This window comes from Reinekea marinisedimentorum, assembly GCF_004341165.1.
Classification (GTDB): domain Bacteria; phylum Pseudomonadota; class Gammaproteobacteria; order Pseudomonadales; family Natronospirillaceae; genus Reinekea; species Reinekea marinisedimentorum.
Map to the genome: position 1 here is coordinate 107,340 of NZ_SLZR01000004.1, position 22,627 is coordinate 129,966.

22 protein-coding genes are annotated in these 22,627 nt (G+C 50.4%); 5 read left to right on the plus strand and 17 right to left on the minus strand.

The genetic code is table 11. The features are described from left to right. Window positions 1-32: 32 nt before the first annotated feature. Window positions 33-482, minus strand: coding sequence for a hypothetical protein (locus BCF53_RS06600; protein ID WP_132700751.1), 450 nt, complete (start codon window positions 480-482; stop codon window positions 33-35). A gap of 196 nt (window positions 483-678) precedes the next feature. On the opposite strand from BCF53_RS06600, the gene BCF53_RS19190 reads away from it, so the two are divergent. From BCF53_RS19190 to BCF53_RS06610, 3 genes are all read left to right on the plus strand, one after another. Continuing rightward, window positions 679-831, plus strand: coding sequence for a hypothetical protein (locus tag BCF53_RS19190; RefSeq protein WP_165901829.1), 153 nt, complete (start codon window positions 679-681; stop codon window positions 829-831). 112 nt (window positions 832-943) lie between these two features. After that, window positions 944-2,185 (plus strand): glucose-1-phosphate adenylyltransferase, encoded by a 1,242-nt coding sequence (gene glgC / locus BCF53_RS06605; protein WP_132700752.1) that lies wholly within the window; start codon window positions 944-946, stop codon window positions 2,183-2,185. A gap of 2 nt (window positions 2,186-2,187) precedes the next feature. Then, window positions 2,188-3,669, plus strand: a complete 1,482-nt coding sequence (locus tag BCF53_RS06610; protein WP_132700753.1) for a glycogen synthase — start codon at window positions 2,188-2,190, stop codon at window positions 3,667-3,669. Between the two features lie 28 nt (window positions 3,670-3,697). Here BCF53_RS06610 and BCF53_RS06615 read toward each other — a convergent pair whose 3' ends face one another. The 4 genes from BCF53_RS06615 to guaB form a co-directional block, all read right to left on the minus strand. Beyond that, window positions 3,698-4,894, minus strand: coding sequence for an MFS transporter (locus tag BCF53_RS06615; RefSeq protein ID WP_132700754.1), 1,197 nt, complete (start codon window positions 4,892-4,894; stop codon window positions 3,698-3,700). A gap of 3 nt (window positions 4,895-4,897) precedes the next feature. Further along, on the minus strand, window positions 4,898-5,404 hold the full coding sequence (gene tadA / locus BCF53_RS06620) for a tRNA adenosine(34) deaminase TadA (protein ID WP_132700756.1): 507 nt from the start codon (window positions 5,402-5,404) through the stop codon (window positions 4,898-4,900). 57 nt (window positions 5,405-5,461) lie between these two features. Next, window positions 5,462-7,039: a glutamine-hydrolyzing GMP synthase gene (gene guaA / locus BCF53_RS06625; RefSeq protein ID WP_132700757.1), complete on the minus strand. Its 1,578-nt coding sequence runs from the start codon at window positions 7,037-7,039 to the stop codon at window positions 5,462-5,464. A 101-nt stretch (window positions 7,040-7,140) separates the two neighbouring features. Beyond that, the gene (gene guaB, locus BCF53_RS06630; RefSeq protein ID WP_132700758.1) at window positions 7,141-8,610 is read right to left on the minus strand and encodes an IMP dehydrogenase; all 1,470 of its coding nucleotides are present in this window, start codon (window positions 8,608-8,610) and stop codon (window positions 7,141-7,143) included. A gap of 204 nt (window positions 8,611-8,814) precedes the next feature. On the opposite strand from guaB, the gene xseA reads away from it, so the two are divergent. Together xseA and BCF53_RS06640 are read left to right on the plus strand one after the other, a co-directional pair. Further along, window positions 8,815-10,164, plus strand: a complete 1,350-nt coding sequence (gene xseA / locus BCF53_RS06635) for an exodeoxyribonuclease VII large subunit (protein WP_132700760.1) — start codon at window positions 8,815-8,817, stop codon at window positions 10,162-10,164. A gap of 103 nt (window positions 10,165-10,267) precedes the next feature. Next, on the plus strand, window positions 10,268-10,834 hold the full coding sequence (locus BCF53_RS06640) for a heme-binding beta-barrel domain-containing protein (protein WP_132700762.1): 567 nt from the start codon (window positions 10,268-10,270) through the stop codon (window positions 10,832-10,834). Between the two features lie 346 nt (window positions 10,835-11,180). Here the strand turns inward: BCF53_RS06640 and der are convergent, their stop codons facing one another. From der to BCF53_RS06700, 12 genes are all read right to left on the minus strand, one after another. Further along, window positions 11,181-12,557, minus strand: coding sequence for a ribosome biogenesis GTPase Der (der, locus tag BCF53_RS06645; protein WP_132700763.1), 1,377 nt, complete (start codon window positions 12,555-12,557; stop codon window positions 11,181-11,183). A 164-nt stretch (window positions 12,558-12,721) separates the two neighbouring features. After that, window positions 12,722-13,891 (minus strand): outer membrane protein assembly factor BamB, encoded by a 1,170-nt coding sequence (locus BCF53_RS06650; RefSeq protein WP_132700765.1) that lies wholly within the window; start codon window positions 13,889-13,891, stop codon window positions 12,722-12,724. Then, a complete protein-coding gene (locus BCF53_RS06655) occupies window positions 13,881-14,513 on the minus strand; it encodes a YfgM family protein (RefSeq protein WP_165901830.1) in 633 nt (210 codons plus the stop codon). Before BCF53_RS06655 ends, BCF53_RS06650 begins: the two co-directional genes overlap by 11 nt. A gap of 98 nt (window positions 14,514-14,611) precedes the next feature. After that, window positions 14,612-15,889 (minus strand): histidine--tRNA ligase, encoded by a 1,278-nt coding sequence (hisS, locus tag BCF53_RS06660; protein ID WP_207902668.1) that lies wholly within the window; start codon window positions 15,887-15,889, stop codon window positions 14,612-14,614. Window positions 15,890-15,901: 12 nt separating this feature from the next. Continuing rightward, window positions 15,902-17,023, minus strand: a complete 1,122-nt coding sequence (gene ispG / locus BCF53_RS06665; protein ID WP_132700769.1) for a flavodoxin-dependent (E)-4-hydroxy-3-methylbut-2-enyl-diphosphate synthase — start codon at window positions 17,021-17,023, stop codon at window positions 15,902-15,904. Continuing rightward, the gene (locus BCF53_RS06670; RefSeq protein ID WP_132700770.1) at window positions 17,020-17,802 is read right to left on the minus strand and encodes a tetratricopeptide repeat protein; all 783 of its coding nucleotides are present in this window, start codon (window positions 17,800-17,802) and stop codon (window positions 17,020-17,022) included. Before BCF53_RS06670 ends, ispG begins: the two co-directional genes overlap by 4 nt. Continuing rightward, window positions 17,799-18,962 (minus strand): dual-specificity RNA methyltransferase RlmN, encoded by a 1,164-nt coding sequence (gene rlmN / locus BCF53_RS06675; protein ID WP_132700772.1) that lies wholly within the window; start codon window positions 18,960-18,962, stop codon window positions 17,799-17,801. The genes BCF53_RS06670 and rlmN overlap by 4 nt, the downstream gene beginning before the upstream one ends. A gap of 138 nt (window positions 18,963-19,100) precedes the next feature. Next, the gene (gene ndk, locus BCF53_RS06680; RefSeq protein ID WP_132700773.1) at window positions 19,101-19,526 is read right to left on the minus strand and encodes a nucleoside-diphosphate kinase; all 426 of its coding nucleotides are present in this window, start codon (window positions 19,524-19,526) and stop codon (window positions 19,101-19,103) included. Between the two features lie 115 nt (window positions 19,527-19,641). Further along, entirely contained in the window at window positions 19,642-21,198 is a 1,557-nt protein-coding gene (locus tag BCF53_RS06685) for a putative bifunctional diguanylate cyclase/phosphodiesterase (RefSeq protein WP_132700774.1), read from the minus strand. Window positions 21,199-21,242: 44 nt separating this feature from the next. Further along, window positions 21,243-21,662: a SufE family protein gene (locus tag BCF53_RS06690; RefSeq protein WP_132700775.1), complete on the minus strand. Its 420-nt coding sequence runs from the start codon at window positions 21,660-21,662 to the stop codon at window positions 21,243-21,245. Window positions 21,663-21,699: 37 nt separating this feature from the next. Continuing rightward, on the minus strand, window positions 21,700-22,227 hold the full coding sequence (gene sufT / locus BCF53_RS06695; RefSeq protein ID WP_132700777.1) for a putative Fe-S cluster assembly protein SufT: 528 nt from the start codon (window positions 22,225-22,227) through the stop codon (window positions 21,700-21,702). After that, on the minus strand, window positions 22,227-22,610 hold the full coding sequence (locus tag BCF53_RS06700) for a HesB/IscA family protein (protein ID WP_132700779.1): 384 nt from the start codon (window positions 22,608-22,610) through the stop codon (window positions 22,227-22,229). The genes sufT and BCF53_RS06700 overlap by 1 nt, the downstream gene beginning before the upstream one ends. Between the last annotated feature and the right edge of the window lie 17 nt (window positions 22,611-22,627).

Below are 22,627 nucleotides of genomic sequence, written 5' to 3' on the forward strand. Positions count from 1 at the left end.
ACTTACACTTTGCTCGTTTTCAGCAAAACCCGTTAATTTCGCTCATTCCTTGCCTGAACAGAGAACTCAATTGGCTCACTCAGGGTCATAGATACGGTGGTATTACCGGCAACCTGGTACTGACTGCAGGCACTGTTTGAACATTGACCAAAACTTACAACTGTACCCACAGGAATAGCTTCAAGCACCTCTTGCTGCGGGCCCACGCAGATCATCTTACCGGGGACCAGCGTCACGTTGCCGCTCTCCAGCTGCACATCGACAGACCACAAACACTGGCTGAGCACATCGGTATCGCCACTGGCTTCGGAACTGGCATGCGGCTTGACGGTGACCTTCGATGTACCGTTTAACTGTTGATCGAATAATGTTTTACCCTCCAGAACGGGGGCTTCAACCCGGTACAAGCCATCTGCAGAGGCGAAACCGGCTAAACCGGAAAAGAAACAACCAACAAGAGCAACCCTTAAACCGATGCGCATGACGCCCTCCTTTACTGTAAATCGTGTATTAGAAAAATATGATAACAAAGGCTAACCTACTTTTTATACTCGTGAAATAGGACTAATTGCCAACGTATGATTGATTCGATTCCGCTAAAAATAGACCCTTCCTCTGCCTTTCCATATGATAGGCCTATCGCTATTCTATTACTGATCAGATGAGGCTCCGTTACCAATGAACAAGCGCTTTCTAATTTTCATCATCATCGTGGTTCTGATCGTGGCTGTTCTCGTTTACATTGAGCTTGGGCGCGAAAACCCTTGGAACTCCGATGTCTTCTTCGGTTTATACAACACGGTGCCCACTGAGCAGACCGGCATCAGTTGAGTCAGATATAACAGATCTGGCTAACGGAAAAGCCAATAAAAACAATAAGAATGCCTATAGTTAAAGAAGTGATTCATTTACTTCCTCTGCAATGGCAAATTAAGGATCTGCAATGTCCGGAATTCTATCGATGATTCTTGCAGGAGGAGAAGGCACCCGCCTTGCTCCTTTAACATCTGTTCGGGCTAAACCTGCCGTGCCGTTTGGCGGCAACTACCGGATTATCGACTTCGTTCTGAACAACTTTGTAAACTCCGACCTGCTGCAGATCTTTGTACTTACTCAGTTCAAATCCCATTCTCTGAACAAGCATATGAGCCGTCGCTGGCAGATCTCCGGTCTGACCAACCGCTTCATCGATACCATTCCGGCACAGATGCAAATGGGTAAACACTGGTATCAGGGGACTGCCGATGCCATTTACCAAAACATTCTACTGGTTGAGCGTATGGACCCAGAAGTAGTCTGTGTATTTGGCGGCGATCACATCTACAAGATGGATGTGCGGCAAATGGTCAACTTTCACCGCAGTTATGCCAACGCAAAGCTGACCGTAGCGGCAATTCCCGTACCGGTTGAGCAGGCACATCAGTTCGGCATCATTGAAGTGGATGCCAACAACCGCATGACTGGCTTTGTTGAAAAGCCCAAAGGGCCGGTGCAGGAAATCCCTAAAATGCCGGGCTACGCTCTGGCCTCAATGGGCAACTACACCTTCGACGCCCAAACTCTGGTAGAGGTGGTAAAAGAAGATGCCGCCGATAACGAATCGAAGCATGATTTCGGCCACAGCATCATTCCCAAGCTCTACAAGGGCGGCAATGTTTATGTCTACGACTTCTCAAGAAACAAAATCCGTGGCGAACCTGAGGGCACCAGCAGCTACTGGAAGGACGTAGGCACCATAGATTCACTGTACAATGCCAATATGGATTTACTTGAAGTGGTGCCCCCCATAGACCTGTACAACCGCCATTGGCCCATGCGCAGCTACCACCCTGCTGTACCGCCGGCGAAATTTGTGCACGACAAAGCCGACCGTATGGGCCTGGCGATCAGTTCTATTGTCTCTGCCGGCTCCATTGTTTCCGGTAGCCTCGTGCAGCACTCCATACTTGGTTACAACTCCCATATTCACAGTCACGCTCAGGTAAAAGACAGCGTACTGTTTGGCAATGTCGATGTCGGTCGCAATTGCCGTATACGCAACGCAATTATTGATAAAAACGTTACGATCGCTCCGGGTACCGTTATTGGCGAAGACCCGGAACATGATCGCGAACACTTCCACGTATCCCCGAACGGCATCGTAGTCATTCCCCAAGATGCTCGAGTCGGCTTTAACGAAGGGTAAAAATGAAAATACTGTTTATAACTTCAGAAGTTGATGGCCTGGTAAAAACCGGTGGTCTGGCAGATGTTGCCTATGCACTGCCCAAAGCACTTATAGCTATGGGGCATGAGGTACAGATCGTCATGCCGGCCTATCGCAAAACCATTGAAAGCTGGCAGGACTGGCCAGCCAAAGAATTCAACACTCCGATCAGCCACTTCGTCACGGAAACTGTTCAGGCGTTCAGCGGCGAGTTCAAAGGTATTCCTGTGGTGGCCATGCATCACCGCGCCAGCTTCAGTCGAGAAGGCCTGTACGATGACGGTAACAATGCCTATTACGATAACTGCTTCCGTTTTTCAGTCATGACCAAGGCGGCATTGGAGTGGTGTAAGCTTGAAGACTGGCAGCCAGATATTGTGCAGGCAAACGATTGGCAATCGGCCATGGCGAGCTTTTACCTGGCCGAACACTACAAGGCGGACCCTTTCTTCAAGGACACCCGATCTGCTATCGCCATTCACAATGGCGCTTACCAGATGCATGCCGACCCACACTGGATGCACCAGCTGGGCATTGATCCACGCTTCTTCAACCCGGAAGATTTTGAAGACAATGCCCACCTTAACGTACTGAAAGGCTCTATTGGCTTTGCCGATGCAGTAACAACGGTTAGCCCGGGGTACGCTGAAGAGCTGACCACCGACCTTGGCGGCCATGGCCTGGATTACAAATTCAAAAGCTTGACCCAGCCTTTCCGCGGTATTCTGAATGGCTGCGACTATGATCAATGGAACCCGGAAACGGACATCTGGCTGAAATCACAATTTAAGACGCCTGATGACGGTGGCAAAGCCATCTGCAAACAGGATCTGCAGCAAGAGCTGGGGCTCAATCAAGGCGACCAAATACCGTTCCTCGGTGTTATCTGCCGCTTGGTGGATCAGAAAGGCATTCATTTGCTAATCCCGGTGTTCTGGAACCTGATGGCACATCACGATTGCCAGGTGGTCGTGTTGGGCTCCGGCGATGCAAAAATGGCGGCTGAGCTGGATGAGATTCAAAACCGCTACCCGGATAGATTCCGCTTTATCAACGGCTACAACATTGGGCTTTCTCACCGTATCGAGGCGAGTATCGATGCCTTCCTGATGCCTTCTATCTTCGAGCCTTGTGGCCTGAATCAGATATACAGCCTGCGCTATGGCACTGTGCCACTGGTCCGGGAAGTGGGCGGCCTGCGCGATACCGTCTGTAAACTGGAGTACTCTCGTGCCAATGCCGATGAAGCCACCGGCTTTATGTTCCAGCATTTGGATGAGGAGACGCTGCTGCAGGAAACTCTGCGTTTACTGGACGTGTACAAGCACGATAAAGAACTGTGGATGAAGCTACAGAACAACGGAATGGCAAAGCGCTTCACCTGGGAAAAATCCGCCAAGGAATACGAAAAACTCTACAAAGAGATTCTGGCGCTTCCCAAGATGAAACACCCGCTAGTTTAAAGGTGCCGAATAGGCCTGACCTTTTGGGTCAGGCTTTTTTCTCTTCGTGCAGGTTATCGTCTTTAACAAAGAACCAGGTCACCAACAGTGCCAGGAACGCCCAGAATGTTGCGACAAAATAAACCTTGCCTGTTCCATCCCACAACGCCCCCGCCATCAGGTTGCCGGCAAACAAACCGATACCTGCACCAATAGCAACATATAAACCCTGCCCGAAGCTGGCGCGAGACGCCGGAAACAGCGTGCCAATGCGGTGGACCACCACGGAATGCATAACGCCAAAGGTGATGGCGTGACACACCTGCGTAGCCAAGACAACAACGAAGCTATTCGGGAAGCTCGCCAGCATGAACCAGCGGCCAATGGTCACCAGTAGCGTAAAGATTAACAGCGAGCGCTCTGAATACTTTGAGAACAACCGGGCGATATAAATAAAGGTGGCAATCTCACAGATTGAACCGAAGCTGATCAAGAAGCCGCTCATGGCAGCAGAGGCACCATGCTCGCGCATGTAGAGATCGAAAAACGTATTGTAAGGCGCCATGCTGAATTGCCAGAGCAATATAACCACCAGTAGTGCCACCACCTGGCCCCAGTTCACGGGCGTTTCTTCTGCAACAGGCACACTGATTTGTTCATCGCCCTCAGCGGCAACCGGCTTTCGCTTTCGTTCCGGTATCAGGAAGGTAGAAATAAACATGAACAGCGAGACAATAGAGCCCAGCAATGGGATAACAATAACCGAGAACATATCGATCAAATAACCCAGCAACCATACGGTTGTGACGAAGCCGATAGAGCCCCACAGGCGAACCTGACCATAGCGGCTGCGTTGGTCGCCCAGAACAGAAATTGCGACAGACTCCATCTGCGGCAACACAGCCGATAAGAAAATACCAAACAAGCCAAATACGGTTAAATAAAACCAGAAGCCGGAACCAAACATCGACAGGAAGTAAAATACGCCAATCGCCAGATAGCCGACCCGAATGTAGACCATTCTGCGTCCGCTTTTATCAGCCAGGAAGCTGATTAGGAAAGGCGCAAACACGTTCACACCGTTCACAATCGCAACAATAATCCCCGCCTGCGCTGCACTCAGCCCGTTTACAGTCAGAAAGCGCGCAACATAAGGAATGAAGGTTCCAAAAAGCGCAAAATAAAACAGATAGATGGGGGATAACCGCCAAATCTTTTGATTGAGCGTCAGGTTAGACAAAGGCAATGTTTAATCTTCCTTATGAGGTTTAGCGGCTTGACGCAGTTGTTTTTTTCTTTCGCGTCGCTGCTGAAAAAAGGCGGTCATTTTAGCCGAACATTCATCCGCTAATACACCCGATTCAATAACAAATTTATGGTTCAGGTGTTCTAGCTTCTGTACATCCATAGCGGAACATATTGCACCGGCCTTGGTTTCAGCAGCGCCAAAGACCAGCCGCCCTATTCGGCTGTGTACCAGCAGGCCGGTGCACATGGTACAGGGCTCTACCGTTACATACAGCGTACAGTCTACCAGGCGGTAATTCCCGATGTTCTTCGCCGCTTCGCGGATGGCAACCATCTCGGCGTGGGCGCTCGGGTCGAGCGAGGTAATCGGCTGGTTGTAGCCTTCACCAATAACTTCACCTTCATAAACGACCACCGCACCCACCGGCACTTCGCCGTGCTGGGCTGCGGTATCGGCAAGCGCCAGAGCGCGACGCATGAAGGCTTGGTCAGACTGACGTGAACACATGTGTTTTTCTAACTCCCGAAAAAAAACCGACTTAACGTCGGGTTTCTATTTTCCGATTTATTCCCACTCGATCGTCGCCGGCGGCTTACCCGAAACATCGTAGACAACCCGCGATACGCCGTTGATCTCATTGATGATCCGGTTACTGACCTTACCCAACAACTCATAGGGTAAATGCGCCCAACGGGCCGTCATGAAGTCGATGGTTTCCACAGCACGCAGGGCAATAACCCACTCATAGCGGCGGCCATCACCCACCACACCAACCGATTTCACCGGCAGGAATACTGCAAAAGCCTGTGAGGTTTTATGATACCAGTCTGCCGCGTGCAGCTCTTCCATAAAGATGGCATCGGCTTCACGCAGTATATCGGCATATTCCTTCTTCACTTCGCCGAGAATACGCACACCCAGGCCCGGGCCCGGGAACGGATGGCGATACACCATATTATAGGGTAGGCCCAGTTCCAGACCGATACGGCGAACTTCATCTTTAAACAGTTCACGCAGTGGTTCGACCAGCTCCATCTTCATGTCGTCCGGCAGGCCGCCAACATTGTGGTGCGATTTAATCACATGCGCTTTACCGGTTTTTGAAGCGGCAGATTCAATAACGTCCGGGTAGATCGTACCCTGGGCAAGGAAGTCGACATCGGTAATTTTGTGCGCTTCTTCATCAAATACATTGATGAATTCATGGCCAATAATCTTGCGCTTGGCTTCCGGGTCGGCCTCACCTTTTAATGCGTTCAGGAAACGATCCTGGGCGTCAGCACGAATCACCTTAACACCCATGTTCTCAGCGAAGGTTTTCATCACCTGATCGCCTTCGTTTTTACGCAATAAGCCATTATCAACGAATACACAGGTCAGCTGATCACCAATGGCCTTGTGCAACAGCGCAGCCACTACGGATGAATCAACACCACCGGAAAGCCCCAACAGCACTCGGCGGTTACCCACCTGATCACGCACGGCAGCAATCTGATCTTCAATAATATTGGCTGGCGTCCATAAAGCATCGCAGTTTGACAGGGTGCGAACAAAGCGCTCCAGCAAATCCAGACCTTTCAGGGTATGGGTCACTTCCGGGTGGAACTGAACACCGTAGAAATGCTTATCTTCGTTAGCCATAGCGGCAATCGGACAACTTGGCGTTGAAGCCATCAGCTCAAAGCCTTCCGGCAGCTTGGTAACCTTATCACCATGGCTCATCCAAACATCCAGGTAGCTACCATCGCTTGAATCGCGATCGGACAGGCCCTTCAGCAGGCTGCCCTCACCTTCAACCTTAACTTCAGCATAACCGAATTCCTGCTCGTTCGAAGTTGAAACAACCCCACCAAACTGGTGCGCCATGGTCTGCATGCCGTAACAGATACCCAGAACCGGAACCCCAAGGTTAAACACGATTTCAGGAGCTGCCGGGCTGTCTTCTCTACCAACAGACTCCGGGCCACCTGAAAGAATGATACCTTTGGCTTTGAATGCCTTGATGTCGTCTTCTGGCATGTCGTAAGCGTAGATTTCGCAATAGACACCCAGCTCTCGAATTCGACGGGCAATTAACTGCGTATACTGCGAGCCAAAATCCAGAATCAGGACTTTGTCGGAATGGATATTTACATGGGTCATTTGGTCGGCCTTGGAACGGTTAATAAAAAGCGGGTTCACCCCGCAATTTTAAAAATCTGCGTGGCGGGCACTATAGCTGCCCGCCGTTTACTGCATGAAGTTTAGCCCATGCGGTAGTTTGGAGCTTCTTTAGTAATCTGCACGTCGTGAACATGAGATTCTTTCATGCCCGCGCCGGTAATCTGCACAAACTCAGGTATCGTGCGCATCTCTTCGATGCTCTTGCAACCGGTGTAACCCATTGCGGCCCGCAGGCCACCAATCTGCTGGTGAACAACGGCGCCCATTGGGCCTTTAACGGCGATACGGCCTTCAATACCTTCCGGTACCAGCTTTTCAACGCCGCTCTCAACTGCCTGGAAGTAACGGTCACTGGAGCCCTGCTTTTGAGACATCGCACCCATAGAGCCCATGCCACGGTAACTCTTATAAGAGCGGCCCTGGAACAGTTCAACCTCACCCGGAGATTCATCAGTACCGGCAAACATACCACCTGCCATTACCGCATAAGCACCGGCAACAATAGCTTTGGCAATATCGCCCGAGAAACGGATACCGCCGTCTGCAATCAGTGGAATACCATAGGGTTCCAGTGCTTCAGCTACATTGGCAACAGCACTGATTTGCGGCACACCAACACCAGCTACAATACGGGTCGTACAAATGGAGCCCGGACCAATACCGACTTTCACACCATCGGCACCGGCTTCTGCCAGGTCTTTGGCCGCAGCTGCTGTAGCAATATTACCGCCGATCACATCAACCTGCGGGAAGGTTTCTTTAACCCAGCGAACACGGTCGATAACGCCTTTACTGTGACCGTGAGCGGTATCTACAACGATAACATCAACACCGGCATTCACCAGCGCTTCGACGCGGTCTGGAGTATCCGCGCCGGTACCCACCGCTGCACCTACCCGCAGGCTGCCGTTTACATCTTTACAGGCATTCGGGTAGGTTTTTGCTTTATTGATATCTTTAACAGTCATCATGCCGGTTAGCTTGAAGTTGTCATCGACTACCAGCACTTTTTCAATACGGTGTTCGTGCAGCAGATCACGCACGACATCGGCACTATCGCCTTCCTTAACGGTGACCAGCTTTTCTTTCGTGGTCATAATGGCAGAAACCTTGGCATCCAGGTTCTTTTCAAAGCGGACATCACGGCTGGTCACAATACCGACCAGGTCACCGTTCTCGAGCACTGGCACGCCAGAAATATTGTGCAGGCTGGTCAGGTTTATCAGCTCACGAATGGTTGCGTCAGAAGCGATGGTGATCGGGTCGCGAACCACACCGGCTTCATATTTTTTAACCAGTCGAACCTGATGAGCCTGCTGCTCAATAGTCATATTTTTATGGATAATACCGATACCGCCTTCCTGCGCCATCGCAATAGCCAAACGGGATTCTGTCACGGTATCCATAGCCGCAGAGACCAATGGAATATTCAGGGTAATGTTTCGGCTGACTTTAGTTTTCAGTGAAACATCTTTTGGCAGGACTTCTGAGTGCCCTGGTACTAATAGAACGTCGTCGAATGTGTAGGCAGTTTGAGCGATGCGTAGCATGACTTATCCCTTTGCTTAAAGTGGAAAGGAAATAGATGTAGCACCCATAAGTGGGATACCAACCTTTAATTGGCGCGGCATTATAACCATATTTGATTAATTGCAAAGTTTTATGGCATTATCGCCCGCTTTTATAAACTGCCTCTTTGCGGGTCGGACAAAACCTCCCACTTCTAACAAATCAAAGCGACGAGTATTTCGGTCATGTGGAGCCAACCTTCTGCCCCTCTCAGTGTTTCACAACTGAATCGCCAGGTTAAGCAACTACTGGAAAGCCAGTACCCAGCCATACCGGTTCGCGGTGAAATTTCCACCTTAAGCCGCCCCGCTTCCGGGCATATCTACTTCACCCTGAAAGACAGCAATGCCCAAATTCGCTGCGCCATGTTTAAAGGCCAGCTGGCTCGCAGCAGGTACATCCCAAAACAGGGTGACGAAGTCATTGTGCAGGGCCGGATTAGCCTCTATGAGGGCCGTGGTGACTACCAGATGATAGCCGCAAGCGTAGCGCCTGTCGGTGAAGGTGAGCTACAGGCCGCTTTCTTTCAGTTGAAGGAACGCCTTGCCGCCGAAGGCCTGTTTAATACCGAACACAAGAAGCATCTACCGGCTTCGATACAGCGCGTTGGCCTGGTTACCTCCAGCACTGGCGCGGCAGTTCACGATATTCTCACCGTGTTAAAGCGTCGCTACCCGGCAATAGAGGTAACACTTTACCCCAGCCAGGTACAGGGCAATGAAGCCGCCCAGACCATTGTCAGTGCCATCGCAACCGCCAACCGCAGAAAAGAGGTCGACCTGCTGATCGTCGGCCGGGGTGGTGGCTCACTGGAAGACTTATGGTGCTTCAATACAGAGCCGGTCGCTCGGGCAATTTTTAATTCTGATTTACCGGTGGTTTCTGCTGTTGGCCATGAGGTTGATGTATCGATTGCAGATTTTGTTGCCGATATCCGTGCAGCAACCCCCTCCCAGGCCGCAGAGCTGATCAGTCCGGATCAATTCGAGCGGATGCAGCAGCTCGACGCGATCAACCAAAAGCTTGCCAGCCTGATCAAGGCAAAAATTCAGCACCAAAAAGTGCAACTGCAGCACGCCAGTCAGCGCCTGAAAAGCCCGGCACAAATTGTCAGCGACTGGGCTAAGCAACTCAGTGCTCTGCAATCCCGGTTAAACTACTCAATGCAACAACCATTGTCGCTTTTCAGGCAAAAGAGCGAGGCATTGCAGAACCGTCTGTGGCTTTCCTCGCCAGACAAAGAGATAGCCAAACGCCAGCAGCTGGTACAAACGCTGACCGACCGCATGGCAAGAAGCACACAGAACAACCTGAAACAGAAAAAGAATGGCTTCGATATAGCCATCTCTAAACTCAACATCTTATCCCCCCTGGCGACTCTGGATCGCGGCTACAGCATCAGCCGCAATGACCAGGGCAATATTGTAAAAACCACAGACAACCTGAGTCTGGGCGATAAGATCAGCACGCGACTGTCGAACGGATCGTTTGTTTCTGAAGTAATTTCAGTCGCCCCTTCCAAACCTCAGGACTGATCCTTTCACTTAATTTTTGCTCAGATTCGGCATTCAGGATCTGTTTTTGCAATAGACGCATTTATTTTGAACGAAACATGACAATAAAATTGTGGAGACTTTAATGACCATCAACAACTTCGTCGACTTCGGACCACTACAGCTTTTAATCGGCGAATGGACCGGCAGCAAAGGTGATGACCGATCACCGGAGCCGGACGGCATCGAAGAAAACGCCTACCGCGAAACCATCCGTTTCGAGCCCATCCGGGAGGTGACCAATGCAGAAGAGCAGCGCCTGGCGGTATTGCAGTATCGGCAGATTGTTCACCGAATCCGCGACAACAAACAAATTCATGATCAGAGTGGTTATTGGATGTGGGATGCAGTTAATAACCAGATCATCCACACCTTCTGTATTGGTCGCGGCATTGCAGTGGTAGCGGGCGGCAGCTTCACTGAAACCGAAGACCGGGAATTCACCCTGACGGTTGCTGCCGAGGCTGGCGGTTCAGAATGGACAATTCAGCAAGCACCCTTTTTGACTGAAAAAGCCAAAACTACAGGCTTTACGATGTCTCTCACCGTTAAGGGCGATACGCTCAGCTACGATCAAACGACGATCGTAGACATCTACAACTACAAGCAGTTTGAGCATACCGATAAAAGTACGCTGACCCGTAAGCTGTAATCGAGGCATAAAAAAAGGTCGCACGAGCGACCTTCTGGTCTTTGTAGGTTGGCCTTCAGGCCAACAAGGATTGTCGGGCTGAAGCCCGACCTACACTAGTGTGGCTTGCTGTAGGTTGGTCTTTAGGCCAACTGAGTTTCTGTCGGGCTGAAGCCCGACCTACAAATAAGCCCCAGTTGTAGGTTGGCCTTTAGGCCAACATGGGATGTTACTAAACCCAGGTTAACTGTCGGGCTGAAGCCCGACCTACAAATAAGCCCCGGTTGTAGGTTGGTCTTTAGGCCAACATGGGATGTTACTAAACCCAGGTTAACTGTCGGGCTGAAGCCCGACCTACAGCCAGCAGCTACTTACGAGCCCCGCGCCTACCCTTCGGCTTGGTAGAACGACGACCTTTGGCCGCATCATCATAAGGGTTTTCACCCACTTTAAATTCGAAGCGGATCGGCGTACCGCGTACCTTCAACGCCTTGCGGAAGGCATTCTCCAAATAACGCTTATAGCTGCCCGGCAACTTATTCAACTGGTTACCGTGAATAACAACAATCGGCGGGTTAGTTCCGCCCTGGTGCGCATAACGCAGCTTAATACGGCGACCACCCACCATCGGCGGCTGATGCATCTCTACAACGCCCTGCATCAGGTTGGTCAGCTGATTGGTACTCCAGTGGCCACGGGCACTTTCGTAGGCAGTATCGACCGACTCGTAAAGGTGGCCAACATTGGTTCCGTGCTTGGCCGAAATGAAGTGGAGATCTGCCCAATCCATAAAGGGTAAACGGCGGTCAATAGCTGTTTTAACGGTGTCTTTCTGGTCTTCCGGCAGGCCATCCCACTTATTTACCGCCAGCACCAGCGCGCGACCGGACTCCAGCGCGAAGCCAAGCATGTGCATATCCTGATCGACCAGGCCAACCTGCGCATCAATCACCAGCACAACGACGTTGGCATCCTGAATAGCCTGCAACGTCTTAACGATAGAAAACTTCTCAACAGCCTCAGAGATATTCTTTCGGCGACGCACACCGGCCGTATCAATCAGGGTATAGTTCTTACCATGACGCTCAAACGGGATGTAGATGCTGTCCATGGTGGTACCCGGGTGATCGTATACCACGACGCGCTCTTCACCGAGCATGCGGTTTACCAGCGTAGATTTACCCACATTCGGCCGACCGATAATCGCCATACGAATGGTGTCGTCATCCATTGGGTCGGTGCGGTCTTCCGGTACCGGGAAGTTAGCCAATACATCTTCCAGCAGCGAAGACACGCCCCTGTTTTGTGAAGCGGCAATAGGAATAGGCTGCCCCAAACCCACTTCAAAGAAATCTGCCATGGCGACATCCGGATCGCGACCATCGGTTTTATTCACCACCAGGTACACCGGCTTATCGACCTTACGCAAATGGTCTGCCAAAAACTGATCGGCACCGGTCAGGCCGGTTTGAGCATCAACTAGGAACAGAACCAGATCGGCCTCTTCAATGGCCGCGAAACTCTGCTTAGCCATTTGAGCATCGAGACCTTCCTCGAAACCACTGACACCGCCGGTATCAATGACAATAAAGGGGTGCTCGCCAAGCTTGCCTTCCCCGTATTTACGGTCACGGGTTAGCCCGGACCAATCCGCAACTAATGCGTCCCGAGAACGGGTGAAGCGGTTGAAAAGAGTTGATTTGCCAACGTTCGGTCGGCCAACAAGTGCTATTACGGGGATCATTTTAATGTTCGTCTTAAGTTTTGCGTCTATTGTAGCCTGAATCGTCACCCGACTCAGTCTAAATTCTTGTTCAGCCACTTTTCAGCGGCCATAAAAAACGGCTCTTTCGCAGTAAACGCACCAGGCTGGTGGTTTCAGCTAAAAGAACCGCTTCAGTGTTTGTATTAGTTAGGCTCTACAACCAGATATTTAATACGGCTGCTACGCCCCTGGAACAAAACACCGTCCTGAAACTCAATCGGATCGCTGTTAGAGCCTTTCCAGTCAATCTGACGGGAAGTTAACCATTCGCCGGTTTCAGCATCAATAACGTGCACATAGCCCTTGATATCTGCAACAAACAGGTAGCCATCCTTAAGAAGGATTTCACTCAGCTGACGGTACTGGAAGCTTTGCAGGCTCCACAGCTCATTCATCGTCGCCGGGTCAAAGGCCTTCAGGTGCGATTGGGCATTCACGCCGTACCAACGCTCTCCATCCGATTGGATCGACCGGAATGAAGAAAACGGCAGCGCCTGTAATACCCGCCCGGTACCGGCATCAATAACCACCATATCGCCCTGATAACCACTGACAATCAGGCGGTCATCCAGCACGGTAACGGCTGCATCGACATCAACCAGGCGGCTGATGTCGGTCGTGCCGCTGGCTCTGGCGATGCGGTATTCCCAGAGCACCGAACCATCCGCGACACTCAATGCCACCACCTTGCCATTGGACAAGCCAGTCACCACGGCTTCGCCCTGATCGGTTTCAATCAGAACAGGCCGACTGGTGCCGGTAATGGTTAGATCGGGTTCAGAATCCTGATAGGCCCATAAAAGCCGCCCGGTTACCCTTTCCAGCGCATTCACCCGACCATCAATGGTCTGAACGAATATGCGGTACTCCGTTACCAGCGGCTGCTCTACAGAAATAGCCCCCAAACGGCTGGACCAGATTTCGTTGTAACTCAGGTTGTAAAGATGCGCTTCGCCGTTATTGTTCAGCACCAGCATTTCTTCATCCGCGAACACAACCGGTGCGGTAATACCACTGCTCAGGTGCTGTTTGTGCAGCACTTTGCCGTTCTCGCTCAGCTTGTATACATCGCCGCTGGCCAGTGGCACATATATGGAATCGCCATAAACCGTCGGATTTAAGTGAGCAAAGGCATTGAGGTCGGTGTCATTATCCAGAATACGCCACCAGTCCACCTTCAAATCAACGACAGAAGGCAATGGATCTATGAGCTCAATAGGCTCTTCTCGCAAACCGCCATTAGAGCAACCTAGCAGAGCCGCAGAAGCGGCTGCTATCAGAAACAGGCGGCCAAAGGTGTTTTTATTCGGCAACGGCTAGATCATCCAACTTAATTTTCAGATAAGGGTTGTTGATGCTTTGGCTTTCGGCCAAATCACTGGCAGTCTGATAGGCAGCCCGGGCATCTTCGACTTTACCCTGTTCCAGTAGGATATCGCCTTTTAACTCATAGCTAACCGCTTGATGACCTTCGCCTTCAATGGCGTTCAGGGCAGTTAAGGCATCATCCAGCTCATCCAATGCATACAGCACCTGAGCTTTTCGGTACAAAATAACGGGAGTCAGAGTCTTATCGGCGTTATCAAGCGCCCAATCCAGCTCAGTCAATGCGCTGTCCAGATCGCCCTCTTCAACAGAAATTTTTGCTTCCAGCAACGCGGCCATAATTCCGTAACCCAGATCGGCGTAGTCATCTTTAAGCTCATCAATCAGCTGCTGGTGCTTCTCGTCGGCCTGTGCGCCACTGGCCAGGCTCTCGCTCAGCTCTTCATAAATAGCTGAAGCTTCCAGGCGGTGATTCTCAGTAGAGTTCTGATAGAGCTGAACGCCAACATAGGCCGCAATAAAGATAATGAAACCGCCGACTACCCAGTTTCCGTTTTTAGACCACCACTTCTGTAAGGCTTCAATCTGTTCCTGATCGGTGTCGTACACGCTGTTACTCCAAAATATACACAAAATTGCCGGTTCAATACCGGCAGTTTCAAATTCGGCTGAATGGCTTCAGCCGGTTAAATTCGCAAGGCCGGAGATTATAGCCCGAGTTCACGTAAAACTTCAGCTACCTGATTCCAGGAAGTTGACTGCTGTTCGTTGTGACCTTGTAAATCTTTCACCTGCACAATCTCTTGCTCCGCTTCCTGATCACCGAGAATCAATGCAAAGCGGGCACCGGATTTATCGGCCTTCTTCATCTGGCTCTTAAAGCTGCCACCGCCGCAGTTCATCTGCAGGCGAACGGCCGGTAATGCATCGCGAAGCTTTTCAGACAGCGCAATAGCCGCAATCTCTGCATTATCACCGGCGGCCACCATAAATACATCGACGGTGTTATAAATCGATTCCGGTACGGCTTTCAGCTCTTGCAGCAACAGCAGAATACGCTCAATACCCATCGCGAAACCGGAGGCCGGTGTCGGCTTACCACCGAGCATTGGCACCAGGCCATCATAACGACCACCTGCACAGACTGTACCCTGCGCACCCAGTGCGTCAGTGATCCATTCAAAGACGGATTTAGTGTAATAGTCCAGGCCACGAACAAGGCGCGGATTAATAACGTAGGGGACGCCAGCGGCTTTCAGCAGTGCACACAGGCGATCGAAATGCGCCTTGGATTCTTCATCGATGTAATCATCGAAGCTTGGCGCACCGTCGAGCAGTTTCTGTGTGGATGCCGACTTGCTGTCAAGGATGCGCAGCGGGTTAACATACAGGCGGCGCTGACTGTCTTCGTCTAACTGATCTTTCACGCCTTCCAGGTAATCAACCAGCGCTTTACGGTAGCGGCCACGCGCCTCACTGCTGCCCAGCGTATTAATATTGAGCGTAACAGAATCTGCAACGCCCAGTTTCTTAAACAGACGATAAGAAAGAACGATAAGTTCAACATCAATATCTGCCCCGGCCATGCCGAAGGTTTCCACACCGATCTGATAGAACTGGCGGTAACGACCTTTTTGCGGCCGTTCATAGCGGAACATAGGGCCCTGATACCACAGACGCTGAATCTGATTATGCAGCAAGCCGTGCTGCAGGGCGGCACGGACACAGCCCGCGGTACCTTCCGGGCGCAGAGTCAGGCTGTCGCCGTTACGGTCGTCAAAGGTATACATTTCTTTTTCAACGATATCGGTGTGTTCACCAACACCACGGGCAAACAATTCTGTTGGTTCAACGACCGGCATCCGGATTTCCCGGTAACCGTATTGAGCGAGAACAGATTTCATCTGATCTTCGAGGTACTGCCAGAGAGGGCTATCAGTTGGCAGAATATCATTCATTCCGCGGATAGATTGCAGATTAGCCAAGCGGAAATCTCCTTAACTTTCTTTTGCGATTATTGCTTGTTCAAGCGCTTGCTTAGTTTTAATTTTTTCACGAATCAGCTTTTCAAAATGGTCGACCAGATCGGCGTTATCGACCTTATGGTCCGGCTTACCGCCAACATAAATCAGGTTATTTGGCGAGCCGCCGGTAACACCCAGATCGGCCTCTTTGGCCTCACCCGGACCGTTGACGACACAGCCAATTACGGCAACATCCATAGGCGTAAGAACATCTTCCAGACGCTCTTCAAGCTGATTCATGGTACTGATGACATCGAAATTCTGACGTGAGCAACTTGGGCAGGCGATAAAGTTGATCCCTTTGTTACGCAGGCGAAGGCTACGCAGAATATCAAAGCCAACCTTTATTTCTTCAACCGGGTCCGCGGCCAGCGAAACACGAATGGTGTCTCCTATGCCATCCATCAGCAACATGCCCAGGCCAACGGCCGATTTTACCGTACCACTGCGTAAGCCGCCGGCTTCAGTAATGCCCAGGTGCAGAGGCTGTTCAATCTGGCTGGCAATAGCGCGGTAGGCTGCGACTGTCATAAACACATCGGATGCTTTCAGGCTGAGTTTGAACTCCTGAAAGTTCAGGCGATCGAGAATATCGATATGACGCATGGCCGATTCAACCAGAGCCTGCGGTGTCGGCTCACCGTATTTCTTTTGCAGGTCCTTTTCCAGAGAGCCGGCATTCACACCAATGCGGATCGGTATATTGTTGTCACGCGCGCACTCAACAACGGCACGGACCCGATCTTCACGACCAATATTACCCGGATTGATACGCAGGCAATCTACGCCCAGCTCGGCAACACGCAACGCGATTTTATAGTCGAAGTGAATATCTGAAATTAACGGGACAGACACCTGCTTTTTAATCTCACCAAACGCTTCGGCTGCCTCCATGCTGGGCACGGAAACACGCACCATGTCGGCCCCTGCTTTCTCCAGTGCTTTAATTTGAGCAACGGTGGCTGCCACATCGGTGGTTTGGGTATTGGTCATTGACTGAACACTGATAGGCGCATCACCGCCCACAGGGACATCACCTACCCATATCTTCCGGCTTTGACGGCGGGTAATCGGACTTTGTTCCTGTTTATTCATAAAGATTTCTGCCAATCGATGAACTGTGCATATTCTTTTGTTTTGGAATACTGGTTTTTAAGCTGTAGGGCATAAGAGGCATACGCATCGGAATCGTCCTGCTCGTGCGCCAGCTGAATACCGAGCCAGAGCGTTGACGCATTCTGGCGTGCCAGCTTAGCCCGTACCAGTCTTACGAAACCGTTATAAGTTCGATAAGCCCGCGCGTAGTCTTCCTGCTCTTTATAGATGGCAGCCAAGTTCAGGTAGCTACTGCTCATTGAAGGGTTCAGCACAATGGCCTTTTGATAGGCCAGAATAGCCTCTTCCTTCATTCCCAGGCGATTGGCGACCAGACCTTTGAAATCGAATGCCTGAGCCCTGCGCGCATAGAGGGTATCTTTTAGTACCATATCGAACTCATCGATCGAGGCTTCCAAGTTACCACGGTTATAGAGGTATACCGCATATTGAAAATGTGCCTCGGTACCGCCGTTATACTTTATTGCTTTCCTGAAGTGATCATCAGAAAGTTCAAACTCCAGCTCTCGCTCGTATACTCTTGCCAGCCCCATGTGAGCACCGGCACTCTGACTGTTGATATCCAATGCATTCATCAGATTTTCTTTCGATTTGAGTAAGTCGCCCTTCTGGAAATAGCCATAGCCGATTTGAATGTAGGTTTTTTCGGCTTTATCCAGGTCTTTCTTATCTTCATATGGGCCGGTTTTGGTAGTAACGCAACCGGCTGCAACAAGTGCAATTACAGCTAAAAATACATACTTCACAATCAGTTTCATTTGGCAGAACTCCGATCTGAACGTTGGTTAGCAACCGTGGCGGCTGTGTGACCCAACTCAACGGCTTCAATAAACTTTTCAGAGCGGCGGGTTTTATCTGCAACCTGGCCAATGAGCTGGCCACAGGCTGCGTCGATATCGTCGCCGCGCGTTTTACGAATGGTTACATTGTATCCGCCCTTTTGAAGAATGTCCCTAAAGCGGTGAATTCGATTGTTGCTCGGACGCTGATAACCGGAATTCGGGAACGGATTAAACGGTATCAGGTTAATCTTACAGGGCGTGCTCTTTAACAGCTGCACCAGCTCTTCCGCGTGTGCCGGTTCATCATTCACCTTGTCGATCAGGGTGTATTCGATGGTACACACCCGCTTATCCGGCAGGCGGTCAAAATAGGTGTTTACTGCATCAAGCGTTGCTTTCAAGCCATAGCGCTTGTTTATTGGCACCAGTTGGTTACGCAGCGCATCGTTGGGCGCATGAAGAGAAAGAGCCATAGACACATCTGTGACCTTGGCCAGATCAAGTATTCTTGGTACCACACCAGAAGTACTGACGGTGACACGACGCTTGGAAAGGCCGTAAGCGTTGTCTTCCATCATCAGGTTCATCGATTCAACAACATTATCGTAATTCAGCAAGGGCTCACCCATGCCCATCATCACGACGTTGGTAACGTGACGTTCACGCTTTTTGCCCGGCTCATCCCAGGAGCGAGCGGCAACCCAGAGCTGACCAATAATTTCAGCGGAACTCAAATCACGGTTAAAACCCTGCTTACCCGTAGAGCAGAAGGAGCAATCGAGCGCACAGCCGATCTGCGAGGAAACACAAAGTGTGCCGCGATCGTCTTCAGGGATGAACACCGTTTCAACGGCACTGCCACCGGGCATTTTCATCACCCATTTGCGGGTACCGTCTTTGGAATATTTTTTATAGGTGATCTCAGGGCCGACGATTTCACAGCGCTGCTTCAGCTTTTCACGCATAGACTTGCTGACATCCGTCATTTGGTCGAAATCATCGACTCCACGCTGATGTATCCATTTCATAATCTGAATGGCACGAAACTTCTTCTCACCGAGTTCCTCAGTGAAAAACTGAACCATGTTATCCAGGCCCATGCCCAGTAAATTAACTTTTTGCGATGACTCTGACATACCAACCTTTCCGGAGACCTTAAACCACTAAGCTACTCATAATGATAAAGACAGAAAAAGGGAGGCCACTGATGACCTCCCTTTTATTATTCTGGCTAGTGTAGCTAGCCGGCGTATGTTACTAGAAAACGTGATGAATTATCTTGTAAATATCTTAGATTCACCGAAAAAACAGGCTATTTCACGTTCTGCCGAAGCCGGTGAGTCAGATCCGTGCGCCGAGTTCTTACTCATGCTGATCGCGAAGTCGTGACGAATGGTCCCCGCTGCGGCATTTTCCGGGTTGGTTGCACCCAGAATCTCGCGGTACTTGGCGATAGCGTTCTCTGCCTGCAGCACCTGAACCACAACTGGGCCGGAGGTCATATATTCGACGAGCGAATCAAAGAAGGGCTTGCCATCATGCTCGGCGTAAAAATTCTGCGCCTGCTCGACTGTCATTTGGATTAAACGCATGCCGACGATAACAAAGCCGGCCGCTTCCAAACGCGCATTGATAGCGCCGATCAGGTTACGTTCTACTGCGTCTGGTTTAATAATGGAAAATGTTTGTTCGATTGCCATGGTACTTCTCTCTATATTTATCTTTTAGTTATTTATTTTTAACGCGCGGATTATAGGTAGCTGCAGCACGACTGCCTATCTGACTAAGGTTGGAGTCAAAAGCGGCGCGGATATGTTAGAGCTTGTCCCAGATATCCTCGTTCATTTCCAGAATGACCGGCTTTGACAGGAACTGCACCTCTGCTTCCTTCGCAGAAAGCGGCCGGCTGAAGTAGAAACCCTGAATAGAGTCGGCCTTCATATCTCTTAGCAGACTGATCTGATGCGCCGTTTCAACGCCCTCTACGACCACCTCCATCTGCAACCCGTGAGCAATTGAAATGATCGCCTGCACCATTTTCAGATCTTTCGAATTGGTCGTTAAGCCATCGACAAAAGACTTATCAACCTTAAGTACATTAAATGGTAGCCGGTTCAGGTACGACAGCGACGAGAAGCCTGTGCCAAAATCATCCAACGCCAGCAACACACCGGATTGCTTAAGGTAATCAATGCCATCCAGAATCCGGTCAGACGCGGATAAAAACAGACCCTCGGTGACCTCCAGCTGAATTGAGCCGGGCAACACTCCGGTTTGCTTAATAACACTCTTCAGTGCCGGCAAAATGGTTTCATCCTGGAACTGTCTGGGTGATACGTTAATCGACATTATCAGCGGGCGATTGTACTTCAGCTGCCAAGCCTTCAACTGCTCGGTTGCCTCACGCAGCACCCAGGTACCTATTTCTGAGATTAAGCCAACCTGCTCTGCCACTTCGATAAACTTAACCGGTGAAATACTGCCCAGCTCCGGGTTGTTCCAGCGAATAAGCGCCTCGAAGCCCTTCAGCTTGCCACCCTGACTGTAGACAATAGGCTGATAAACCAGTGAAAACTCGCCTCGCTCCAGCGCACCGCGCAACTGTTGATCGATCAGCAGTCGCTCGGCTGCCACCTGGTTCAGGCTGCGGCTGTAGAACGAATAACCTTTACGGCCATTGGATTTACACAGCTTCAGTGCGCTTTCAGCGTGGCGGATCAGTGATTCACTGTCTGCACCGTCACTGGGAGCGACGGATATCCCGATACTGCAGGAAACCGTCAGTTTATGCCCTTCCAGCATGAACTGATTGGTCATGCTGTTAATCACCCTACGGGCAACCAGCTCTGCGGCCATACCATCGTTAATGTTGGGAAGAATGATAAAGAACTCATCGCCGCCGTTGTAACCCAGCAAGTCACCCTTTTTCACGATACTGGCCAGGCGTTTAGCCACCTTAACCAGCAGCTGATTGCCGAGGGTATGACCCAGTGCCTCGTTAAATTCTTTGAAGAAATCGAGATCCAGATAGAGTACTGCACAGAACTGGTTACGTTTAATGGCCACATTGACCATTTCATCGAGCCGCTCCTGAATGTACAGGCGGCTGTTTAAACCAGTGAGCGGGTCTTTGTTGGCACTGAGACGTACATTGGCAAGCTCTTTTAAAACGGAATGGGCATAGAGCTGCGACTCATCCAGCTCTTTGGCCAGCTGTCGCTCCAACAAGCGAGCCAAAACGAAAAGAAGAATCACAGGAACTGCGAGAATACTGATGACAAAGGCATTAACGCCCTGAAACCATAAATAAGCGGCAACGGCAGTTTGCGCAATGGTTGCAATAAGCGTGATTTTTAATGCACTAATCTTCACAGATGGCCTTATCAGTTAACTAAACAGCCAGATGAAGTACGACCCTACGCCTGAGCTGCATCCTTAATTCGACTAACCATAGCGCGAAGTCCGTTTCCACGTGTCGGGCTAAGGTGACGTATCAGATCAATGCTTTCAAAATAAGCATCTACGTCGAAGTCTAGGATGGCTTTGGCCGTCTTGCCATTAAATGCAGACAATATTATGGCCAAAAGGCCGCGAACTATGTGGGCATCGGAGTCAACCTGAAAGAAATATTGATCTCCCTCAACGGTTGGAACCAGCCAAACCTGGCTTTGGCAGCCTCGTACGATGTTAGCATCGACCTTCAGCGACTCATCAATGGCGGGAAGTTCTTTGCCCAAATCAATAATGTATTTGTAGCGCTCTTCCCAGCTGTCAAAAAAAGACAGATTTTCGAGAATATCTTCTGAAGTTATGTCGACACCAAAAACTGAACTCATAGGAATTAATCACCCATTATGCAAAACCGCAAGGGTGTCAGAAGAACATACCGGTTTCAAGCTGCGCTTCTTCAGTCATCATGTCGCGATGCCATGGCGGATCAAAAACCAGCTCGACATTGACCGAAGCAACATTAGGCACCATAGCAACACGATACTTTACATCATCAACCAGAACCGGCCCCATTCCGCAGCCCGGCGCCGTCAGTGTCATCTTGATGTTTACCTCCTGGCCGGCGATATCAACACTGTAAACCAAGCCCAACGCTACAATGCTGACCGGAATTTCCGGATCAAATACAGTAGAGAGTGCATACCAGACCTGATCTTCGACAACCTCATCGCCCTCAACTGCAGAAAAATCGAGCTTTTCTGCTTCAAAACCCAGCGCATCGGCATCGGTGCCATCAATGCGAGCCATATTGCCCTGATGCACCACCGTATAGGTACCACCCAGCGCCTGTGTCAGGGTTACAAAGGTATCGGAAGGAATGACGATGGGTGTACCCACAGGTACCAGTCGCGCATTAACTTCCCTGGTTGTTACGACAACGCGTCTTTCCACTATGCTTCGCCCTCAGCTTCTACAACAAAACTTTCGCCACAACCACATTCACCGGTCACATTCGGGTTATTGAACATCACCAGCTCATTGAGCCCGTCTTTACGGAAATCTATTTCAGTTCCTTTCAGAATGGTGATCGCATCACCCTGAACATGCAATGGAAAATCATCACAAACGGCGATGCTTTCATCACCCGGTTCAGCCTGAGAAACCAACGCCACACGATACATGTAGCCGGAGCAGCCGCTTTCTTCGATGTACAGCCGAACGGCATTGCCTTCAGACCTGGCCAGCTGCTTTTTAAAGTGAGCTACAGCCGATTCAGTCATCGTAATATTGGGGTTGTGCTTGAGCTCTTTGGGGTCAATTGATTGAACTGTCAAAACCTATACCTCGCGAT

What these genes read in the sequence shown, in the direction of transcription:
- BCF53_RS06600 (WP_132700751.1), bottom strand. Translation starts at nt 482, where the DNA reads ATGCGCATCGGTTTAAGGGTTGCTCTTGTTGGTTGTTTCTTTTCCGGT.
- BCF53_RS19190 (WP_165901829.1), top strand. Translation starts at nt 679, where the DNA reads ATGAACAAGCGCTTTCTAATTTTCATCATCATCGTGGTTCTGATCGTG.
- glgC (WP_132700752.1), top strand. Translation starts at nt 944, where the DNA reads ATGTCCGGAATTCTATCGATGATTCTTGCAGGAGGAGAAGGCACCCGC.
- BCF53_RS06610 (WP_132700753.1), top strand. Translation starts at nt 2,188, where the DNA reads ATGAAAATACTGTTTATAACTTCAGAAGTTGATGGCCTGGTAAAAACC.
- tadA (WP_132700756.1), bottom strand. Translation starts at nt 5,404, where the DNA reads ATGTGTTCACGTCAGTCTGACCAAGCCTTCATGCGTCGCGCTCTGGCG.
- guaA (WP_132700757.1), bottom strand. Translation starts at nt 7,039, where the DNA reads ATGACCCATGTAAATATCCATTCCGACAAAGTCCTGATTCTGGATTTT.
- guaB (WP_132700758.1), bottom strand. Translation starts at nt 8,610, where the DNA reads ATGCTACGCATCGCTCAAACTGCCTACACATTCGACGACGTTCTATTA.
- xseA (WP_132700760.1), top strand. Translation starts at nt 8,815, where the DNA reads ATGTGGAGCCAACCTTCTGCCCCTCTCAGTGTTTCACAACTGAATCGC.
- BCF53_RS06640 (WP_132700762.1), top strand. Translation starts at nt 10,268, where the DNA reads ATGACCATCAACAACTTCGTCGACTTCGGACCACTACAGCTTTTAATC.
- der (WP_132700763.1), bottom strand. Translation starts at nt 12,557, where the DNA reads ATGATCCCCGTAATAGCACTTGTTGGCCGACCGAACGTTGGCAAATCA.
- ispG (WP_132700769.1), bottom strand. Translation starts at nt 17,023, where the DNA reads ATGAATAAACAGGAACAAAGTCCGATTACCCGCCGTCAAAGCCGGAAG.
- BCF53_RS06670 (WP_132700770.1), bottom strand. Translation starts at nt 17,802, where the DNA reads ATGAAACTGATTGTGAAGTATGTATTTTTAGCTGTAATTGCACTTGTT.
- rlmN (WP_132700772.1), bottom strand. Translation starts at nt 18,962, where the DNA reads ATGTCAGAGTCATCGCAAAAAGTTAATTTACTGGGCATGGGCCTGGAT.
- ndk (WP_132700773.1), bottom strand. Translation starts at nt 19,526, where the DNA reads ATGGCAATCGAACAAACATTTTCCATTATTAAACCAGACGCAGTAGAA.
- BCF53_RS06690 (WP_132700775.1), bottom strand. Translation starts at nt 21,662, where the DNA reads ATGAGTTCAGTTTTTGGTGTCGACATAACTTCAGAAGATATTCTCGAA.